Here is a 17,050-nt window from a genome sequence, read left to right on the forward strand (position 1 = left end):
GTAGCGGGACCGGACAGCCCGGACCGCGGAACGAAAGGGAGAACATCATGGCCGTATGGGGTCTCGACGTCGAGCAGGTTCAGCAGCTCTCGAAGCAGCTCAACACGCAGTCGCAGCAGGTTCAGCAGATTCTGACCACGCTCACCAGCGCTCTGCAGAGCGTTCAGTGGACCGGTCCCGACGCGGAGAACTTCCGCAGCGAGTGGAACGGCACCCACACCGCCGCTCTGAAGCAGGTCATCGCCGCTCTCGAAGACGCGTCGCAGAAGGCCGCGAAGAACGCTTCCGACCAGGAAGCCACCTCGAACGCGTAGTTCGATCCGGCGGGAGCCCCTTCACCGGGGCTCCCGCCTTTCTTGTCTCATCTGACTTATCGGGCCCTTCGGGGTCTCCTGGCTTTCGTGCTTTGAGAGGGTGTCATGGCTGGTGGTTTCTACGGAGCTGATGTCGAACAGCTCCGGCAACTGGCGAAGCAATTCGACGGTGCCGCGGAGAAGTTGAACACGGTGACCTCCTCCCTCACCACGAGCGTCAATCACGCGCAGGCCTGGCAGGGTCCGGATGCGTCGACCTTCCGCTCCGACTGGAACGGCACGCACACGGCCTCGCTCAAGGCGGCCGTGGCGGCGCTGCAGAAGGGCGGCGAGGGGCTGGTCAAGAACGCCGACGAGCAGGATGCGTCGTCGACCGACGGCGGGGCCTTCGGGGGCGGCGGCGCCGGGGGTGGCGGCAGTTCCGGGTCCGGGGGATCCGGATCCGGCGGCAACGGCGGCGGCTCGGGCTCTGGCGGCGGCAACGGAGGTGGCTCCGGCGGCGGTTCAGGCGGCTCCGGCTCCGGCTCCGGTGGTGACGACGACGGCACCTACTCCAACGCCGACGCGCACGGCTTCGAGACCGACTCGCACGCCGACGCGGGAACCGAGACGGGTCCCGCCTCCGCCGAGGCGAAGGCCTCCGCCGGCTGGCAGTGGGGCGCCGGCGCCGAGGCGCGCGCGGGCTTCGAGAACGACTACGCGGCCGGCGAGGCGGGAGCCGACGCCTTCGTGGGCGTCGACACCAACGCCGACGCGAGCGCGGGCATCAGCCTCGACGGCGCCGAGGCGAGCGCCTCCGCCGATGCCTTCGTGGGCGGCAAGGCGAGCGCCGATGCCAGCATCGACGTGCTCGGTGGCCTGGGCGGCGCCGATGTGAGCGCCAACGCGATGGCCGGTGCCGAGGCACAGGTCAACGCCGGCGCCACGATCGGTCCGGACGGAATCGGTGCGAACGCCGGTTTCGACGTCTTCGCCGGGGCCAAGGCCGGGGTCGACGGCAGCGTCGACCTGCTCGGCGTGACCGCCGGCGGCGGTGCCGAGGTCTACGCGGGAGTCGGCGCGCACGCGAACGTCGACGCCGACATCTCCTACAAAGACGTCGACCTGTCCTTCGACGTCGGTGCCGCACTCGGCATCGGCGGCGGCGTCAAGTTCGACGTCTCGTTCAGCCCCAAGGATGCCGTGGACTCCGTCGCCGGCATCTTCGGACTCTGACCCCGGGCATCCTGAGCATTCCCTCCCTGGCCCGCATCCTGCGCTTCTGACCTCCACCACTTTCTGAAAGGCTGGAACCATGTCCCACACCCTGACCTTCCCCGGCGACTCGGCCCCCGCGTTCCCCTCGATCGCGCTCACGCTGCCCGACGACTGGCACGCGCTCTCGGTGAGCGGCGCCGTGCTGGCGGCCGGCAAGACCGTGCCGGCGGGCGAGTTCCGGCCGAACGTGGTGGTCGCGATCTCGCGGTTCGGCGCCGACTACACACTGCAGACGGCGATTGACGCGGTCATCGCCCGCGTGGAGTCGATCGAGGGGGTCGTCGAGCTCGTGCGTGAGAGCACTCCGCTGCTCGGGCACGAGGGCTTCCGCATCGAGTTCAGCTACCCGGATGCGCGGGTCGGCACCCTGATGCAGGCCCTGCGGATCACCGTGGTCGAGAACGGCCCGGTCGTCGACCTGGTGCAGGTCACGGCCACCACCACGGGTGTTCAGGCGAAGGAGCTGTGGGGGGAGATCCGCGAGATCCAGTCGAGCGCGAGCTCCGACTCCGCCCCTGTCGCCTCGGCGGCCGGAGCCTGATGTCCGACGCCACCGGTTCGCCGGGCTCCCCCGCGTCGGTCGCCGACGCCCAGGCGCGCGTGCTGGCGCTGAACAGCCCCGAGCTCCCCTTCGTCTACGAAGCGACGCCCGACGGCATCCGCGCCACCTGGAAGTACGCCGACGTGAAGTGGGCGGCCATCGCCGCGGCCGGCACGATCAGCGCCACCTACGAGCTGCGGGTCACCCTCGATCCCTCGGACGCCACCTGGACCTTCGACGAGACCGAAGACACCTCGGGCCTCACGGTCACGGGCGACCGTGACGGCAGCATCGGTCTGAGCGGAAGCGCCTCGACCTTCACGGGCCGCCAGAAGAAGGTCTCGTTCCAGTTCGGTGTCGGCACGGCGGCCTCCACCACCGATCGCCAGGGAACCCACGAGGGCCACCTCTACGGCTACTCCTTCACCACCGACGAGCTGAAGCAGCCCCTCATCGACGCCCTCACCGCCGCCGGCTGGTCCCCCCGCAAGAAGGGCTTCTTCGGCAAACTCTTCGGCGGCTGACCCGAACCCGTCAATGCGTCGAGCCCGTCTCGACGAGCAGGACGCCGCCTACGATGAGGACGATTCCCACGATCATCACGACGGTCAATGGCTCGCGAAAGAGGAACCGGCTGAGAACGGCGATGAGTGCGACGCCGCTGGCCGACCAGATCCCATAGGCGACCCCGAGCGGTATGCCCGACTCGAGAGTGAGAGTGAGGGCGAAGAACGAGACGAGATAGCCGATGGCGACTCCGACGAACCAGCGCCGACGACCGAGCATCGCCGAGCGCAGACTGAGGGTCGCCGCGATCTCGAAGACGATCGCGCAGGCGAGGAACAACCAGCCGCTCACGGCGCCACCTCACCCTCGAGACGCTTGCGGGCGGCCGCTTGGGAACCGAGCTCGACGCACAGCACCCCGACCACGATCAACGCGATACCGATCACCATCACCGGAGTGAGCGGCTCTCCGAAAACGAGAGCCGAGAGGACCGCGGTGAGCGCGACACCGCTCGCCCCCCAGACGCCGTACGCGACGCCCAGATGGAGTCCGAGGCGAAGCGCTTTCCCGAGCATCACGAACGCCGCGACATAACCGACCACCACGACGACGTACCATCCGGGATGATCCAGAGCGGCCTTGAGGGAGAGTGAACCCGTCACCTCGGAAACTATCGCTGCGGCAAGCAGGATCCATTTCATCGGCTCATCCCGAGTAGATCTCGATGACGGAAGAGTCGTCTTGCTGGGCAAGACCGAGCCGCATGGCCTGGGCCCACTGTCCCGCCGCAGCTCTGAGCACGACGGCATCGAGTCCCGCAGCCGACGCGGCATTCAGCGCCAGGTGGGCGTCCTTCGCCAGGATCGACAGATGGGTCGCTGCCTCGCGGGTACTCGCGTTCTCGAGCATCCGTGGCCCGCGATCGCTGAGCATCCACGAAGCTCCCGCCCCGTCCGAAATCAGTTCGAGCGCCATCGCAGGATCGAGGCCGAGGCGCGACGCCAGCGCGAGCGCCTCCGCGGCGACCACCACGTGGGAGGTCGCGAGCACCTGGTTCACCACCTTCAGGTGCTGACCGTCGCCCACCCGCTCGCCACATCGCTTCACCGAGCCGACGGATGCGAGCACCTCTGCCGCCAGCTGCATTTCGAACACGCTCCCTGCAGCGAGGATCGTCAGGGTGCCCTCCTCGGCACCGGCGACGCCGCCGGTGACCGGGCAGTCGACCACTCCGATGTTGCGCGCCGCCATCGCCTGCTGGAAACCGATCACGGCATCCGCACCGACGGTGCTCATGACGCACACCAGCTCCACGGCCGTCGACTCGCCCAGGATCTCGTTCGAACTCAACGACGCGAGGTCTTCCGGCGTGGCCACCAAGACGATGAGCACCTGGGACTCGCTGAGAGTCAGAGGATCGACACTGGCGGCCACGCCGGCAGCCTGAGCACGCGAGACCCGGTCGGCCGAGAGGTCGGTGCCGAGCACCCGGTAGCCGGCCCGAGCGATCCGCCGGGCGATGGGTAACCCCATCGCCCCGAGTCCCAGAACCCCGACGGTCGGGCCGACCGGCCGGCTCATCTCGCCGACGCGAGATCGGCTTCGGGATCGCGTTCGGACATCGCGGACCTCATCTGCACGGCCGCCTGGACGATCTCCGAGACCTGCGGAACGATCGCCGCCTCCAACTCCGTGCTGTAGGGCACGGGGGTGCGCGCCGTCCCCAGCCGCCGCGGCGCCGAGGCGAGCGACTGCCAGCACTCCGAAGCCGCCCGGGCGATGATCTCGCCTCCCCAGCCGAAGTCCTGAACCGCCTCGTGCACGACGATCAGGTTGCGGGTCTTCTCGACCGAGCGGCGGACCGTCTCGAAATCGAGGGGGTAGAGGGTGCGCAGATCGATGATCTCCGCCTGGATGCCCCGCTCGGCGAGCTCACCGGCGGCCTGCTCGCACCACCGCACGGCCCGCTGGGTCGCGACGAGAGTGACATGATCGCCCTCCCGCGCGACGCGGGCGACACCGAACGGGATGATCGTGCGCGAGACCGGCCCCTTGTCGAGGTAGAGATCCTTGTGCTCCAGGAAGATGGTGGGATTGGGGCTGAGGATCGCCGATCGCAGCAACCCGTAGGCGTCGTCCGGAGTGGCCGGCACCGCCACCTCCAGCCCGGGGACGTGCGCGAAGAGCGTCTCCAGCGACTGGGAGTGCTGGCCGGCCTTGCCGATGCCGGCCCCACCGTTCGTGCGCATCACGAGGGGCACGTCGAACTGCCCGCCGAACATGTAGCGCGCTTTCGCCGCCTGATTCACGAGGGCGTCGAGTCCGAGCAGCGTGAAGTCGGAGTACATGATCTCGACGATGGTGGGGGTCCCGGTCATCGCCGACCCCACGCCGGCGGAGAGGATGACCTCCTCGCTGATGGGTGTGTCCCGCACGCGCGCCTTCCCGAAGGCCGACTCGAGCTTCTTGGTGACCCCGTAGATGCCACCGCCGGTCCCCCAGGTCGTGATGTCCTCGCCCATGATGAGCAGTCGCGGATCCTCCGCGAAGGCGTCGTGCAGCGCCAGGTTGAGCGCGCGCCAGACGGACAGGTTCTGATCGGCCATTATCGATTCGCCTCCACATCGGTGAACGCCGCGCCGACCTCGGGGAACGAGGAGGCCACGGCGAACTCGTACGCGTCGTCGACGGCGCGCACGGCGTTCTGCTGGATGGTGTCGAGTCCCTCGTCGTCGAGATGCCCTCCGTCGACGAGAGCCTTCACCAGACGGGCGATGGGGTCCCGGCCCTGCGCGGCCTCGACGGCCTCGCGCGACCGGTAGATCTCCGTGTCGTCCGCCATGTGCCCGAGGTACCGGTAGGTGTCGGCGACGAGGAAGGTGGGTCCCCCTCCGGAGCGCGCGCGCTGGACCGCAGCCTCGGTCGCCTGGCTGACGGCCGCCACGTCCATCCCGTCGATGTCGAACGAGGGCACCCCGTACGCCTCGCCTCGGCGTGAGACCACGGGCTGGGCGATCATCTCGTCGAAGGTGGCCGACTGCGCGAAGTGGTTGTTCTCGCAGATGAAGAGCACCGGAAGGCGCCAGATGGCGGCCAGGTTGAACGCCTCGGCGAGCACGCCCTGGTTGCTCGCTCCGTCGCCGAAGTAGGCGACGGCGACGTCGTCGGATCCTCTGGTCTGCGCCGAGAGCGCCGCTCCGACCGCGAGCCCGATGCCCGCACCGACGATGCCGTTCGTGCCGAGGATGCCCAGTTCCGCGGAGGCGATGTGCATGGAGCCGCCCTTCCCGCCGCAATAGCCGTCCGCACGGCCGAAGATCTCGGCCAGCGTTCGGCCGAGCTCGGCGCCCTTCGCGATGCAGTGCGCGTGACCGCGATGGTTGCTCGCGATCGAGTCCGTCGCGCGCAGGTGCGCCGAGACGCCCACGGCGATGGCCTCCATGCCCACCGAGGGATGCGTGGATCCGCGGATGAGGCCCTGCTTGGCGTAGCCCGGCAGTCTCGACTCGAACTCGCGGATGGTGATCATCTGGGCCAGCGAGGCGCGTCCGCTGCCCGCCAGGTCGAAGGTCGTCGATTCGACGAGCGTGTCGGTCATGCGATCCTCGCGATGGTCGCGCCGACGTCGAAGACGGAGCCGGCCTCGACCACGATCTCGATCGTCCCCGCGGCCGGGGCCTCGATGTCGACCATCACCTTCGAGGTCTCGACCTGGGCGATCGCCTGGCCCGCCGAGACCTGATCGCCGTCGGCGACCAGCCACTCCGCGAGATCCGCCTCGGTCTCCTCGCCGAGCACGTCCTCGGTGATATCCACATCCATGTTGCGCTCCCTTGCTGCCACGACCCATTGCTTGGTCTGATGAAGAGAGTCTATGGTACTACCAAGAATTGTTCCAGACCGTTCGACGAGAGGGATGCCCATGGCAGCCGAGCTGTACCGCAAGGAACCTCTGATCGCCTATCCACCGTCCGGCAGCTGCCGGACCATCTACGGCGACCCGGCGGGAGCGCGCGCGACACCGGTGCTGATGGAATGGGAGCTGCGCGCCGGCGAATTCTCGGACGAGCATCCGCACGACGAGTTCAACATCGTGATCGAAGGCGAACTGCACGTCGACAGCGACGGCGAGACCGTGGTCGCCGGAGTCGGCGACACCGTGCGTGTGGTCGCCGGCTCGATCGGCACCTACCGAGCACCGGTGTACGCACGAATGCTCCTGGTCTACGACCACAATCCGGCGGGACTGCCGACCGTCGTGCACGGCAACCGGTCGCTCGGCGCGCCGCAGGAGTCTGAATAACTTCAACTCTCAGCCTCTACTGGGAATCTGGTAAAGTGAGGAGATGTCAGTATCTATGCGACGTCTCGTCGGAGGCTCTGCGACTGCTGCGCTTGTGGCCTGCGGCGCCCTTCTTCCGCTCATGGCAGCCCCCGCATCGGCGTCGACCTTTGTCGCCACGACCATCCCGATCATCTCAGTGACCCGGCCCGACCCCGCACCAGTTGCCGTGGCAGTCGATACTGCTACGGCTCAGGCATACGTGACGAATACCTTCGATGGCACTGTGTCCGTCATCGACACCCGCAGCAACCGAGTAATCGACACCGTGCCGAACGGCCCGACGAGCATCGGAGCCGGGGCCAGCGGAGCCGCCATTGATCCGGCGCATCAACAGGTATTCATCGCTAACTACAACTCGAACACCGTCTCGGTGATCGACACCGGGACGAACCGGGTGACGTCAGTGATTCCTCACGACATTGTTCGCGGCATTGGGACCGGCCCCGAGGGCGTCGCGGTCGATCCCAATCTCAATCGCGCCTTCGTCTCGAATGTGGGCGGCGGTACGGTCTCGGTGATCGATACGACGGTCAACCAGGTCGTTGCGGTCATCCCTTACAGCCCGACCAGTGGCATCGGGAAGTTCCCCATCGGTATCGGTATCGATACGGTGCTCCACCGCGCGTATGTCGCAAACTACAACGACGACACTGTCTCGGTCATCGACACCAAGACCAACTCTGTCATCAGCGTGATCCCCGCGGGAGCGACGAAGGGCATCGGCGACGCGCCTCGCAGAATCGCCGTCGATGAGGTAAGCCACCGCGCCTTCGTCACGAACGAGACCGCGGGAACGCTTTCGGTTATCGATACCCAGACCAATGCCGTGATCACGGTGATCCCTCACGACCTGTCCAGGGGAATTGGAGACGGCCCAGATGGTGTGGTTGTGGACCCGGTGGGCCGGCAGGTCTACGTGCCGACCGAGTCGCGATTCACCGTGATCGACGTCGACTCTCTGCGCGTCACCAAAGTGATCACCAAAAGCGGCGGGAACGACTACGGGTCTGGGCTCCAGGGAATCGCGGTCGATCCTGTGCGCCGCCACGCCTACCTGACCGGCAGCTCCTCGAACAGCGTCGCCGTCTTGAACCTCGAGTCCACCTGCGCTCTCAGCCGACGCGGAGGCGCCGATCGGTTCGCAGTGTCCGCAGCCAACTCAGCGGCCGAGTTCGCCCCCGGGGTATCGGTCGCCTACATCGCTTCGGGCAGTGCGTTCCCCGACGCGCTCTCGGGGTCGGCGGCCGCCGGAGCGCACGGGGCGCCTGTTCTTCTCGTCAGCAACGATTCCATCCCGACCGTCATCGGCGCCGAACTTGCCCGGCTGAAACCTAAGCGCATCGTGGTGCTCGGCGGCACAGCATCGGTCAGCTCGGGCGTCGAACAGGCCCTGGGCGGGTACTCGCCGATCGTCGACCGGCTCGGCGGCCCCGACCGCTTTGCCGTGTCGGCGGCGATCTCCAAGGACAGCTTCACCCCGGGCGTGCCCGTTGCCTACATCGCCTCAGGCGCCGTCTTCCCCGACGCACTGTCAGCCTCCGCGGTCGCGGCAAAAGATGGTGCACCGGTTCTCCTCGTCACGAACGATGGCGTCCCCAAAGCGGTCGCCGACGAATTGACACGCCTGAACCCCGCACGGCTCGTGATCCTCGGCGGCACGAACACCGTCTCTACCGACGTCGAGAGTAATCTCCGTGCCACCCGCCCGACGACTCGTATCGCCGCACCGGACCGCTTCGGCGTATCCGCAGCCGCATCAGCTGCAGGATTCCCTGCAGGCGCCAAAACCGTGTTCGTCGCCTCTGGCCTAGTCTTTCCCGACGCGCTGTCCGGTTCGCCTGCGGCTGCGGCGAACGGCGCGCCGGTGCTTCTCATTGCTCCGAACGAGATCCCGCTGCCGGTCGCCACCGAGCTCGACCGCCTCAACCCCTCGCAGATCGTCGTGCTCGGCGGTAGCTCCACCATCTCCGACGCTGTTCTTCAACAGCTTCGAGGGCATCTGGGATAATCGCGCGGAGACTGAGACCGCGCGATTCCGCGAGGGCACCGCCGCAGTTCTAAGCCGGGTCGGGCGCGACGAGCGCGTCGATGTGCTCGAAGTGCCGGTCCATGGCCGCCATCGAGGCGGTGGCGTCGCCCGACTTGACGGCCTCGAGGATGTTCCGGTGCAGGGCGCGCATCTCGTCGATGTCGGATTCGAGGGCCATCATCCGCTGTCGGCGCGCGACGACGGAGGCGGTGAGCAGGTCGCTGATCGCTTCGGAGAAGAAGATCAGGGCGTCGTCGCCGGATGCCCGGAACAGGCTCCGGTGGAAGGCCAGATCGGCCTCGTAGAGCAGGCCCGGATCCGTCGTCGCCTCCATCTGCAGAACGGCCTCCTCCGCATACGCGATCGGCACCGGGCTGCGCTTGTCGGCGGCCGCTTTCACCGCCTGCCGCTCGAGCGCGACCCGGATGCTCTGGAACGACTCGCCCTTGCCCAAGGGAGAGGCCGAGAGCCCGAGCCGCAGGGCCTGCGCCACGTCTTGCGGGAGCATCGTGCGCGCGAAGGAGCCGGCCGATCCACGGCGCTCCAGGGCGCCGGCGCTCTCCAGTTCACGGAGACGGCTGCGGATGGCCGTGCGGGAGGCACCCACCAGGTCGGCCAGTTCACGCTCCGGGGGGATGCGCCCACCCGGGCCCGTGTTTTCGATGATCTGCAGCAGCGCGCTGAGCAAAGGGTCCGGCATCGTGTCCTCCCGTCGATGCTCATCGTAGAACGTGTCCCGGGAGGCTTCTAACAGGGGCTGCCCTCCGAGGCCGCGAGCGGCATGATGTGGTCGACGAGCGCGAGGAGCGCGTCCTCCACAGCGGCCGGGTCGGCGTGCCAATAGGTGATCGGGCCTTTGCCCCGCGGATGCGTCGTGCGGGAGCTCGTGGCCATCCCGAGGTCTTCGAGGTGGTGGAGGTGCTTGAGCACGCCCGAGCGGCTCAGCCCGCTGGCCTGCTGGATGTCGGCCGTCGAGGGCCCGGCGGAGCCGATGAGCGCCCGGAGCACGTGCGTGAGCTCGGCGCTCAGACCCCAGTGCACGAACGCCTCCGCGCCCCAGGCGCTCGCGTCAGTGGAGGTGGCTTCCACCGTTGATGTCCAGCGTGGTTCCGGTCAGGTAGCCGGCGTCTTCGCTGGCGAGATAGGTGATCGCGGCTGCGACCTCCTCGGTGCTCGCGACACGGCCGAGTGGAACGTCGGCCCGGATCGCCGCTTCGAGTTCCGGGGTGGTTCCGACCCGGATGTTCGTGTCGACCGCGCCGGGCGCCACCGCGTTCACCGTGACGCCGGAGTCGCCGAGCTCCCGGGCGAGCGCCTTGGTGAAGCCGAGGATCGCGGCCTTCGCGGCCGAGTACGGCACCTTGCCGAAGACACCGCCGCCCTTCTGCGCGGCGACCGACGACATGTTCACGATGCGGCCCCAGCGCTGCTCGAGGAGGTCGGGGAGGAAGGCCCGGGTCACGAGGTACGTGCCGGTCGCGTTGACGGCCAAGATCTTGTTCCAGAGCTCCAGCGTGGTGTCGAGGAACGGCACCGGCGACGTGATGCCGGCGATGTTCACGACCGCTCCCACGGGGGGAAGAACGGATGCCTCGACCTGGGCGGTCACGGCCCGGTGGGCGTTCGCGACCGACTCCTCGTCGGCCACGTCCACCTGCGTCCCGAAACCGGGGACACCGAACTCGGCGGAGATCGACGCGGCCACCTCGGCCGATCGGTCACCGTCGAGATCGAGGACGACCACCGCCCAGCCCTCCCGGGCGAAGCGGCGCGCGGTCGTCATGCCGATGCCGCGGTCGGAGGTGGCGCCGGTCACGACGGCGGTGCGCTGGGGTGTGGTGAGTGCGTCTGTCATGGGTGTCTCTCTGGGGTGGGTTGTGCGGATCATCGCTCGGACACGCGTCCGAACGCGCGGGCGATGCTCGCCAGGATGAGCGGCCGGGCCGCGAACCAGGCGGCGACGATCGCGAGCAGCGATACGGCGAAGATGAGGAATCCGGTCCAGTTCGCGGTGAACGCGGTCGGATCGGTCGAGCCCTGGGCGGCGTACATGTGGTTGAGGTTCCGCAGCGCACCGGTCGCGAACACCAGGGCGACGTGCACGATGATGAAGCCCACGAAATAGAGCATCACCGGGAAGTGGATCGCCCGGGCCCACTCGATGGGGTACACCTTATTCAGTCGAGGCGCGTTCGTGGGCCAGAGCCCGCTCATCCGCACCCCGGACAGCGCGGCGAGGGGCGCCGCGACGAAGATCGTCGTGAAGTACGCCAGAACCTGGAGGCTGTTGTAGTTCACCCAGCCGTTCTCCGTCGGCCACTGCAGCGAGAGGTACTGGACGGCCGCCGAGAGGGCGTTGGGGAAGACCTCCCAGCTGGTCGGGACCACCCGCATCCACTGCCCGGTGCTGAACAGCAGCACGACGAACACCACGCCGCAGAGCACCCACAGGATGTCGAGACTCTGATGGAACCAGAGCGTGATGCTGATCTTGCGCTTCGGGTTCCAGCGCGGCGACCAGAAGAGCGGGGGCCGCTTCTGAGTTCTGACCTGCCATCCGCTACGGATGATCAGCACCATCACGAAGGTGTTGAAGAAATGCAGCCAGCCGAGCCATCCCGGGATGCCCACCGGCGCCCCGTCCGGGAGAGCGGTCTCGCCGGGGTAGGTCGCCAGGAAGTCGCGCACGGTGGGGGTGCCCACCAGCCACGTCGCGAGCAGCACGACGAAGAAGGCCACGACGAGGGCTCCCAGCGCGATCAGCAGGCCCCGCCGAACGCGGCCTGCGCCGACGGCCGAACGGATGCCCCGTGGTTCGGGCGCAGGCGGGGATGGAGCTGCAGGCGGAGCGACATCCGACGCGGGAGGCGCCGCCGTGCTGACAGGGGGTGCATCCGGAGCGCGAGGCAGCCCCCGACGCGCAGCCGGCGCATCCGTTTTCGCGGCGGGATCATCCGCAGCGCGCGGCAGGCCCCGGCGGGCAGGCGGCGCCTCCGCGTTCACGGCCGGCACTCCCGCAGCGCGCGGCAGCCCCCGGCGGGCAGGCGGCGGTGTGCTCATGGCGTCGGCGTCATTTCCGTGCGTCCAGCCAGCTGATGAGCTCGGGCACGACGGTGAAGACGTCGCCGACGATGCCGAAGTCCGCGACGTCGAAGATGGGAGCATCCTCGTCGCTGTTGATCGCGACGATCGTCTTGGCGGTCTGCATGCCCGCGCGGTGCTGGATCGCACCGGAGATGCCGAGTGCGACGTAGAGCTGAGGGCTCACCGAGACCCCGGTCTGGCCGACCTGATGCGACGACGGGATGTAGCCCGAATCGACGGCCGCCCGGGATGCACCGACCGCGGCGTCGAGGGCATCGGCCAACTGTTCGACGAGCACGAACTTCTCGGCCGAGCCCAGCCCGCGACCGCCCGAGACCACCCGCGTCGCGCCCCGCAACTCGGGTCTGCTCGAGGTGTTCGCGAGCCCCTCGAAGGCGCTGACGTGCGCCGCGGGCGAGCCGGAGGCCGCGACCGGTAGCGAGTCGATCTGCGGCGTGACGGCCTCGGCACGAGCATCGATGGCACCCTGCCGCACCGTCGCCACGAGGGGGCCGCTGGTCGCGGCGCTCGTGACGGTGTAGGCACCGCCCCATACGGAGTGGACGGCGATGACCCCCTCCTCGTCGCGATCGACATCCACCACGTCGACGGCCAGGGCGGATCCGGTTCGCGCGGCGAAGCGGGCCGCCGCGTCCCGGCCGTCGACACTGTTCACGATCAGCACCGCTTCGGGGCCGACCTCGGCCGCCGCCACGACCAGGGCGTCGACGAGGGGCACGGTCACCTCCGTGCCGACGCGGTCGTCTTCGACGACGAGCACCCGGCTCGCGCCCGCGGCTCCGGCGGCCCCGGCGAGCGCGGCGCCGTCACCAGGCCGCGCGACGACCAGGGCCACCGCGTCTCCGATCCGTGTCGCCGCGGCGAGGAGACCGGGGACGGACGACGAGAGGGCGCCGAGCGGTCCGGCTTCGATCACGACCAGGATTGTGTTGCTCATGGGTTACACCAATCGATTCTGAACGAGGTACTCGCCGAGCTGAGCGGCGGCGTCGCCTTCGTCCTTCACTTTCACGCCGGCCGCACGGGCGGGCGTCTGTTCCACCGACGTCATGATCGATCGCGGCACGGCCGAGTCGGCCGAGACGCCGAGATCGGCGAGCGACCAGGTCTGGATCGGCTTCTTCTTCGCGGCCAGGATGCCCTTGAAGTTCGGGAAGCGAGGTTCGGGGAAGGCCTCGGTGATCGACACCACCGCCGGCAGCGGAGCGCTGATCGTGGCCGTTCCGGTATCGGTGCCCCGCTTGCCCGACACGGATTCCTGAGTGAGCTCCCACGACGACAGGAAGGTCGCGTTGGGCACCCCGAGCAGCTCGGCGAGCATGGCCGGGATGACGCCGCCGGCCCCGTCGGTGGAGACGTTCCCCGCCACCACGACGTCGAACGTCGCCGCGCGCAGCGCCGCGGCCAGCACCTCGGCCGTGAGCGTCAGGTCGGCACCGGCGAGTTCGTCGTCGAGCACGTGGATGGCCGAGTCCGCGCCCATCGCCAACCCCTTCCGCAACGACGCGGGAACGGTCGCCGGCCCCACCGAGAGCAGCACGACCTCCGTTCCCGGCGTCGTGTCGGCGAACGCGACAGCGGCCTCGACGGCGCGCTCACCGATCTCGTCGAGCACCCGCTCCGAGGCGTCGCGGTCGGCGATCCCGGTCTCCAGGTTCAGCTTCCGGTCGCCGTACGTGTCGGGTACTTCTTTGACCAGCACCACGATTTTCATTCAGGCCTCCTCGATGGGGTTACTCAGGGCGATGATGCGGCGACGTCTACAGGGCGGCCTGGCCGGCCAGTGCGACGCTCTGATCCTGCTCGCCCGAACCGCCGCTGACGCCGAGGCCTCCGACGACGACGCCGTCGCGGGTGAGGGGCACGCCGCCGGCGAAGATGGCGACCCGGCCGCCGTTGGTGGTGTGGATGCCGAAGAACTGCTGCGTCGGCTGCGCGTTGTCGCCCAGGTCCTTGGTCTGGATGTCGAACGCCTTGGCCGTCCACGCCTTGCTGATCGAGATGTCGATGCTGCCGATCCAGGCGCCGTCCTGGCGCACGTGGGCGATGAGGTTGCCGCCGGCGTCGACCACGGCGATGTTCATCGGCTGGCCGATCTCGTCGGCCTTCTTCTCGGCGGCCGCGATGAGGGTGCGGGCATCCGCGAGGGTGAGTGCTGACATGGTGTTTCTCCTACTGATCGGGGTGGATTCGGTCGTCTGCGGTCCAGACGTGGCCGAGAGGGACGGGTGTGTGAGTGCAGTTCATCGCTGCAGAAAGAAATCGAAAGCCCGGAGGGCGTCTTCGGCATCGGCGCGACCGAGACCCAGCCGGAACCGGTCGTCCGCCACGACGGCGAGGTCCGAACGGAACAGGCTCGCCGGGAGAAGGATGACTCCGGCCTCTTCGACGAGCCGCTCGGTCATCGCCTCGACCCCGTCCGTTCCGAGATACCGGGGGAACGTGACGCAGCCGCCGGCCGGCGGGCTCCACTCGAACAGGTCGGCGTGCGCCCGGAAGAAGTTCTCGTAGACCGGCAGGTTGGCGCGGATGAGGTCGCGGTTGCGCGACCAGATCGTCTCCTGGTTCTTCAGCGCGATGGTGGCCAGCGCCTCGCTCGGACCGGAGTTGCACATCGACGTGTAGTGCTTGTGCCGCTCCAGCTCTTCGAGGATGCGGTGGTCGCGCGAGGCGATCCAGCCGACGCGCAGCCCGGCGAGCCCGTAGGACTTCGACATCACGTTGAGGGAGACCGCCATGGGGTCGAGGTCGGCGGCCTGCACCAGCGTGCGCTCGGGGTCGAGCTCCAGACCCCGGTACACCTCGTCGCTGAATAGGCGGGCACCGCGCTCGGCGCACAGGTCGACCAGTGCCTGCCAGGTCTCGGCATCCGGGAGCGCGCCGGTCGGATTGTTGGGGAAGTTGACGGCCACGAGGGTCGTGTTGGGTCGCCAGGCGGCGCGCACCTGGTCGAGGTCGAGTCGCCATCCGTCGGACGCGTCCAGCAGCACGCCGCTGACCTGCGCCCCGGTCGCGAGAGGGATCGTCTCCATCGACTGATAGTTCGGGACCGTCATGATCACGTGATCCCCGGGACCCACGAGCACCTGCATCGCCCAGAAGATCGCCTCCTCGGCTCCGGCGAAGACGAGCACGTCTTCCGCGCTCAGCGAGTCGTAGGTGGCGGCGATCTGCGCGCGGAGCTCGTCGCCGCCCCACGTCGGCGTGTAGCCGAGGCTCAGCTGCTCGAAGCCCTCGCGGTCCTCCTCGCTCGCCATCGCGAGCAGGTCGCTGATCCGGATCGTCTCCAGGTCGGAGGCGGCCAGGTTGTACGTGGCGCTGAACTCCCAGCGCGCGTAGTGGGCCTCGAGCCGGAAGTCGGGGAATCGTGACACGGTCATCGCAGGGTGAACCAGATGGTCTTGAGCTCGGTGTACTGCTCCATCGCCTCGATGCCGCTGTCGCGTCCGCCGAATCCGGAGGCGCGATGGCCGCCGAACGGTGTCGTCATGTCACCCTCGCTGTACCCGTTGATCGCGACGGTGCCGGCGCGGATGCCGCGGGCCATGCGCACCGACACGTCGACGTCGTGCGACCAGACGGTGGCGGCGAGTCCGTACTCGCTGTCGTTCGCCAGCCGAAGGGCCTCCTCCTCCGTGTCGAACCCGAGCACGGAGACCACGGGCCCGAAGATCTCGTCCCGGGCGATCGCCATGTCGGGAGTCACCTCGTCGACGACCGTCGGCGGATAGAAGTGCCCGCCCGTCGTCTCGAGCACGGCCGAGCCCCCGACCCGCACGCGGGCGCCCGATGCCACGGCCTCGTCCACGTAGCGCGCGACCCGCTCGAGCGCCGAACGCTCGATCAACGGGCCCATCTGGGTGCTGCGGTCCATCGGATCGCCCAGTCTGATCTTGGCGGCGGCCTCGGCCAGCCGCGCGGTGAGCTCCTCCCGGAGCTCGTTCGCCACCAGGATCCGCGAGCCCGCCGAGCAGTTCTGACCGGCGTTGCCGAAGGCCGCGCCCGCCAGGTCGTCCGCGACGAGCTGCAGGTCGTCCTTCATGTCGGCCATCACGATCTGGGGGCTCTTGCCACCCATCTCCAGCACCACGTTCTTCATGTTGCTCTCGGAGGCGTACCGGAGGAACGCGCGACCCACCGGGGTGGATCCGGTGAAGGCCACGGCGTCGATCAGCGGATGCATCCCCACGGCCCGGCCGGCCGTGGGCCCATCACCCGGGACGACGTTGAACACGCCCGGCGGGAAACCGGCCTCGTGGGCGAGCTCGGCGAGACGCAGCGCACTCAGCGGCGCCTGTTCCGCCGGCTTGGCCACGACGCAGTTGCCGGCCGCCAACGCCGGGGCGGCCTTGAACGACAGCATGACCGCCGGGTAGTTCCACGGCACGACGATGCCCACCACTCCGACGGGCTCCCGGGCGATCACGCCGAGGTGGCCGGCGCTGGTCGGCGAGACCTTGCCGAACACCTTGTCGATCGCCTCCGCGTACCACCGGAACAGGTGTGCCACCTCGGGGATGTCGTCGGCCTCGCAGTCCGTGATCGGCTTCCCCGCGTCGATCGCATCCAGCGCGGCCAGCTCGTGGGCATGCTCCTCGACGAGCTCTGCCAAGCGGGTCAGCGCCGCACGGCGCACGTCGGCGTCGGACCAGGAGCCCTCATCGAAGGCGCGCCGGGCGGCGCGTGCCGCCCGATCGACGTCCTCGGCTCCCCCGTCGGCCACCGACGCCAGAAGCCGTCCGGTCGACGGGGCGTAGGTCGGGAAGGTCCGCCCGGAGAGGGCGTCGACGAACTGGCCGTCGATGAAGGCCTGGGTGCGGGTCACCGTCGGGACCGGCAGGACGTCTACCGACTCGAGTGAGGTGGAGTTGCTGTGTGCGCTCATGGATGTGGTTCCCTACTTCGTCTGAATCGATCACGCGGAGGGCGTCATCGAGGTCTGGTCGGTCGTG

At 68.7% G+C, this 17,050-nt stretch carries 21 protein-coding genes; 6 read left to right on the top strand and 15 right to left on the bottom strand.

The window, feature by feature from the left end; genetic code table 11:
• The first annotated feature begins 47 nt into the window (after positions 1–47).
• The 4 genes from ACN4JJ_RS06265 to ACN4JJ_RS06280 all read left to right on the top strand — a co-directional run bounded on the left by ACN4JJ_RS06265 (position 48) and on the right by ACN4JJ_RS06280 (position 2,636).
• Complete coding sequence (locus ACN4JJ_RS06265) at positions 48–314, top strand: WXG100 family type VII secretion target (RefSeq protein ID WP_291055922.1); 267 nt, start codon at positions 48–50, stop codon at positions 312–314.
• A 192-nt stretch (positions 315–506) separates the two neighbouring features.
• Positions 507–1,529 carry a hypothetical protein gene (locus ACN4JJ_RS06270; RefSeq protein ID WP_440709058.1) on the top strand — a complete coding sequence of 341 codons (1,023 nt, stop codon included), beginning with the start codon at positions 507–509 and terminating at the stop codon, positions 1,527–1,529.
• A gap of 79 nt (positions 1,530–1,608) precedes the next feature.
• Positions 1,609–2,112 (top strand): LpqN/LpqT family lipoprotein, encoded by a 504-nt coding sequence (locus tag ACN4JJ_RS06275; RefSeq protein WP_440709059.1) that lies wholly within the window; start codon positions 1,609–1,611, stop codon positions 2,110–2,112.
• Entirely contained in the window at positions 2,112–2,636 is a 525-nt protein-coding gene (locus tag ACN4JJ_RS06280) for a hypothetical protein (protein WP_440709060.1), read from the top strand. Before ACN4JJ_RS06275 ends, ACN4JJ_RS06280 begins: the two co-directional genes overlap by 1 nt.
• A 10-nt stretch (positions 2,637–2,646) precedes the next feature.
• Here ACN4JJ_RS06280 and ACN4JJ_RS06285 read toward each other — a convergent pair whose 3' ends face one another.
• From ACN4JJ_RS06285 to ACN4JJ_RS06310, 6 genes are read right to left on the bottom strand one after another with little or no spacing between them, the layout of a single operon-like run.
• A complete protein-coding gene (locus ACN4JJ_RS06285; RefSeq protein WP_440709061.1) occupies positions 2,647–2,970 on the bottom strand; it encodes a DMT family transporter in 324 nt (107 codons plus the stop codon).
• Complete coding sequence (locus tag ACN4JJ_RS06290) at positions 2,967–3,320, bottom strand: DMT family transporter (RefSeq protein WP_440709062.1); 354 nt, start codon at positions 3,318–3,320, stop codon at positions 2,967–2,969. Before ACN4JJ_RS06290 ends, ACN4JJ_RS06285 begins: the two co-directional genes overlap by 4 nt.
• Before the next feature lie 4 nt (positions 3,321–3,324).
• Positions 3,325–4,200 carry an NAD(P)-dependent oxidoreductase gene (locus ACN4JJ_RS06295; protein ID WP_440709063.1) on the bottom strand — a complete coding sequence of 292 codons (876 nt, stop codon included), beginning with the start codon at positions 4,198–4,200 and terminating at the stop codon, positions 3,325–3,327.
• A complete protein-coding gene (locus ACN4JJ_RS06300) occupies positions 4,197–5,225 on the bottom strand; it encodes an alpha-ketoacid dehydrogenase subunit beta (protein WP_440709064.1) in 1,029 nt (342 codons plus the stop codon). Before ACN4JJ_RS06300 ends, ACN4JJ_RS06295 begins: the two co-directional genes overlap by 4 nt.
• On the bottom strand, positions 5,225–6,217 hold the full coding sequence (locus tag ACN4JJ_RS06305; RefSeq protein WP_440709065.1) for a thiamine pyrophosphate-dependent dehydrogenase E1 component subunit alpha: 993 nt from the start codon (positions 6,215–6,217) through the stop codon (positions 5,225–5,227). The genes ACN4JJ_RS06300 and ACN4JJ_RS06305 overlap by 1 nt, the downstream gene beginning before the upstream one ends.
• Complete coding sequence (locus tag ACN4JJ_RS06310; protein ID WP_440709066.1) at positions 6,214–6,441, bottom strand: lipoyl domain-containing protein; 228 nt, start codon at positions 6,439–6,441, stop codon at positions 6,214–6,216. The genes ACN4JJ_RS06305 and ACN4JJ_RS06310 overlap by 4 nt, the downstream gene beginning before the upstream one ends.
• A 100-nt stretch (positions 6,442–6,541) precedes the next feature.
• On the opposite strand from ACN4JJ_RS06310, the gene ACN4JJ_RS06315 reads away from it, so the two are divergent.
• On the top strand, positions 6,542–6,922 hold the full coding sequence (locus ACN4JJ_RS06315; protein ID WP_440709067.1) for a cupin domain-containing protein: 381 nt from the start codon (positions 6,542–6,544) through the stop codon (positions 6,920–6,922).
• Between the two features lie 121 nt (positions 6,923–7,043).
• Positions 7,044–8,972, top strand: a complete 1,929-nt coding sequence (locus tag ACN4JJ_RS06320; RefSeq protein WP_440709068.1) for a cell wall-binding repeat-containing protein — start codon at positions 7,044–7,046, stop codon at positions 8,970–8,972.
• Between the two features lie 49 nt (positions 8,973–9,021).
• Here the strand turns inward: ACN4JJ_RS06320 and ACN4JJ_RS06325 are convergent, their stop codons facing one another.
• From ACN4JJ_RS06325 to ACN4JJ_RS06365, 9 genes are all read right to left on the bottom strand, one after another.
• Entirely contained in the window at positions 9,022–9,693 is a 672-nt protein-coding gene (locus ACN4JJ_RS06325; protein WP_440709069.1) for a FadR/GntR family transcriptional regulator, read from the bottom strand.
• Positions 9,694–9,740: 47 nt separating this feature from the next.
• Positions 9,741–10,082: a helix-turn-helix domain-containing protein gene (locus tag ACN4JJ_RS06330; protein ID WP_440709070.1), complete on the bottom strand. Its 342-nt coding sequence runs from the start codon at positions 10,080–10,082 to the stop codon at positions 9,741–9,743.
• Positions 10,063–10,848, bottom strand: a complete 786-nt coding sequence (locus tag ACN4JJ_RS06335) for an SDR family NAD(P)-dependent oxidoreductase (RefSeq protein WP_440709071.1) — start codon at positions 10,846–10,848, stop codon at positions 10,063–10,065. Before ACN4JJ_RS06335 ends, ACN4JJ_RS06330 begins: the two co-directional genes overlap by 20 nt.
• Positions 10,849–10,877: 29 nt before the next feature.
• Complete coding sequence (locus ACN4JJ_RS06340; protein ID WP_440709072.1) at positions 10,878–11,732, bottom strand: cytochrome b/b6 domain-containing protein; 855 nt, start codon at positions 11,730–11,732, stop codon at positions 10,878–10,880.
• A gap of 331 nt (positions 11,733–12,063) precedes the next feature.
• Positions 12,064–13,035: an electron transfer flavoprotein subunit alpha/FixB family protein gene (locus ACN4JJ_RS06345; RefSeq protein ID WP_440709073.1), complete on the bottom strand. Its 972-nt coding sequence runs from the start codon at positions 13,033–13,035 to the stop codon at positions 12,064–12,066.
• A gap of 3 nt (positions 13,036–13,038) precedes the next feature.
• Complete coding sequence (locus tag ACN4JJ_RS06350) at positions 13,039–13,812, bottom strand: electron transfer flavoprotein subunit beta/FixA family protein (protein WP_440709074.1); 774 nt, start codon at positions 13,810–13,812, stop codon at positions 13,039–13,041.
• Positions 13,813–13,858: 46 nt separating this feature from the next.
• Positions 13,859–14,260, bottom strand: a complete 402-nt coding sequence (locus ACN4JJ_RS06355) for a GlcG/HbpS family heme-binding protein (protein ID WP_440709075.1) — start codon at positions 14,258–14,260, stop codon at positions 13,859–13,861.
• Positions 14,261–14,341: 81 nt separating this feature from the next.
• Positions 14,342–15,472, bottom strand: a complete 1,131-nt coding sequence (locus ACN4JJ_RS06360; RefSeq protein ID WP_440709076.1) for an aminotransferase class I/II-fold pyridoxal phosphate-dependent enzyme — start codon at positions 15,470–15,472, stop codon at positions 14,342–14,344.
• Between the two features lie 2 nt (positions 15,473–15,474).
• Positions 15,475–16,983, bottom strand: coding sequence for an aldehyde dehydrogenase family protein (locus tag ACN4JJ_RS06365; protein WP_440709077.1), 1,509 nt, complete (start codon positions 16,981–16,983; stop codon positions 15,475–15,477).
• Positions 16,984–17,050 lie beyond the last annotated feature (67 nt).

It is taken from the genome of Herbiconiux dendrobii (assembly GCF_052048175.1).
Lineage (GTDB): Bacteria > Actinomycetota > Actinomycetes > Actinomycetales > Microbacteriaceae > Herbiconiux.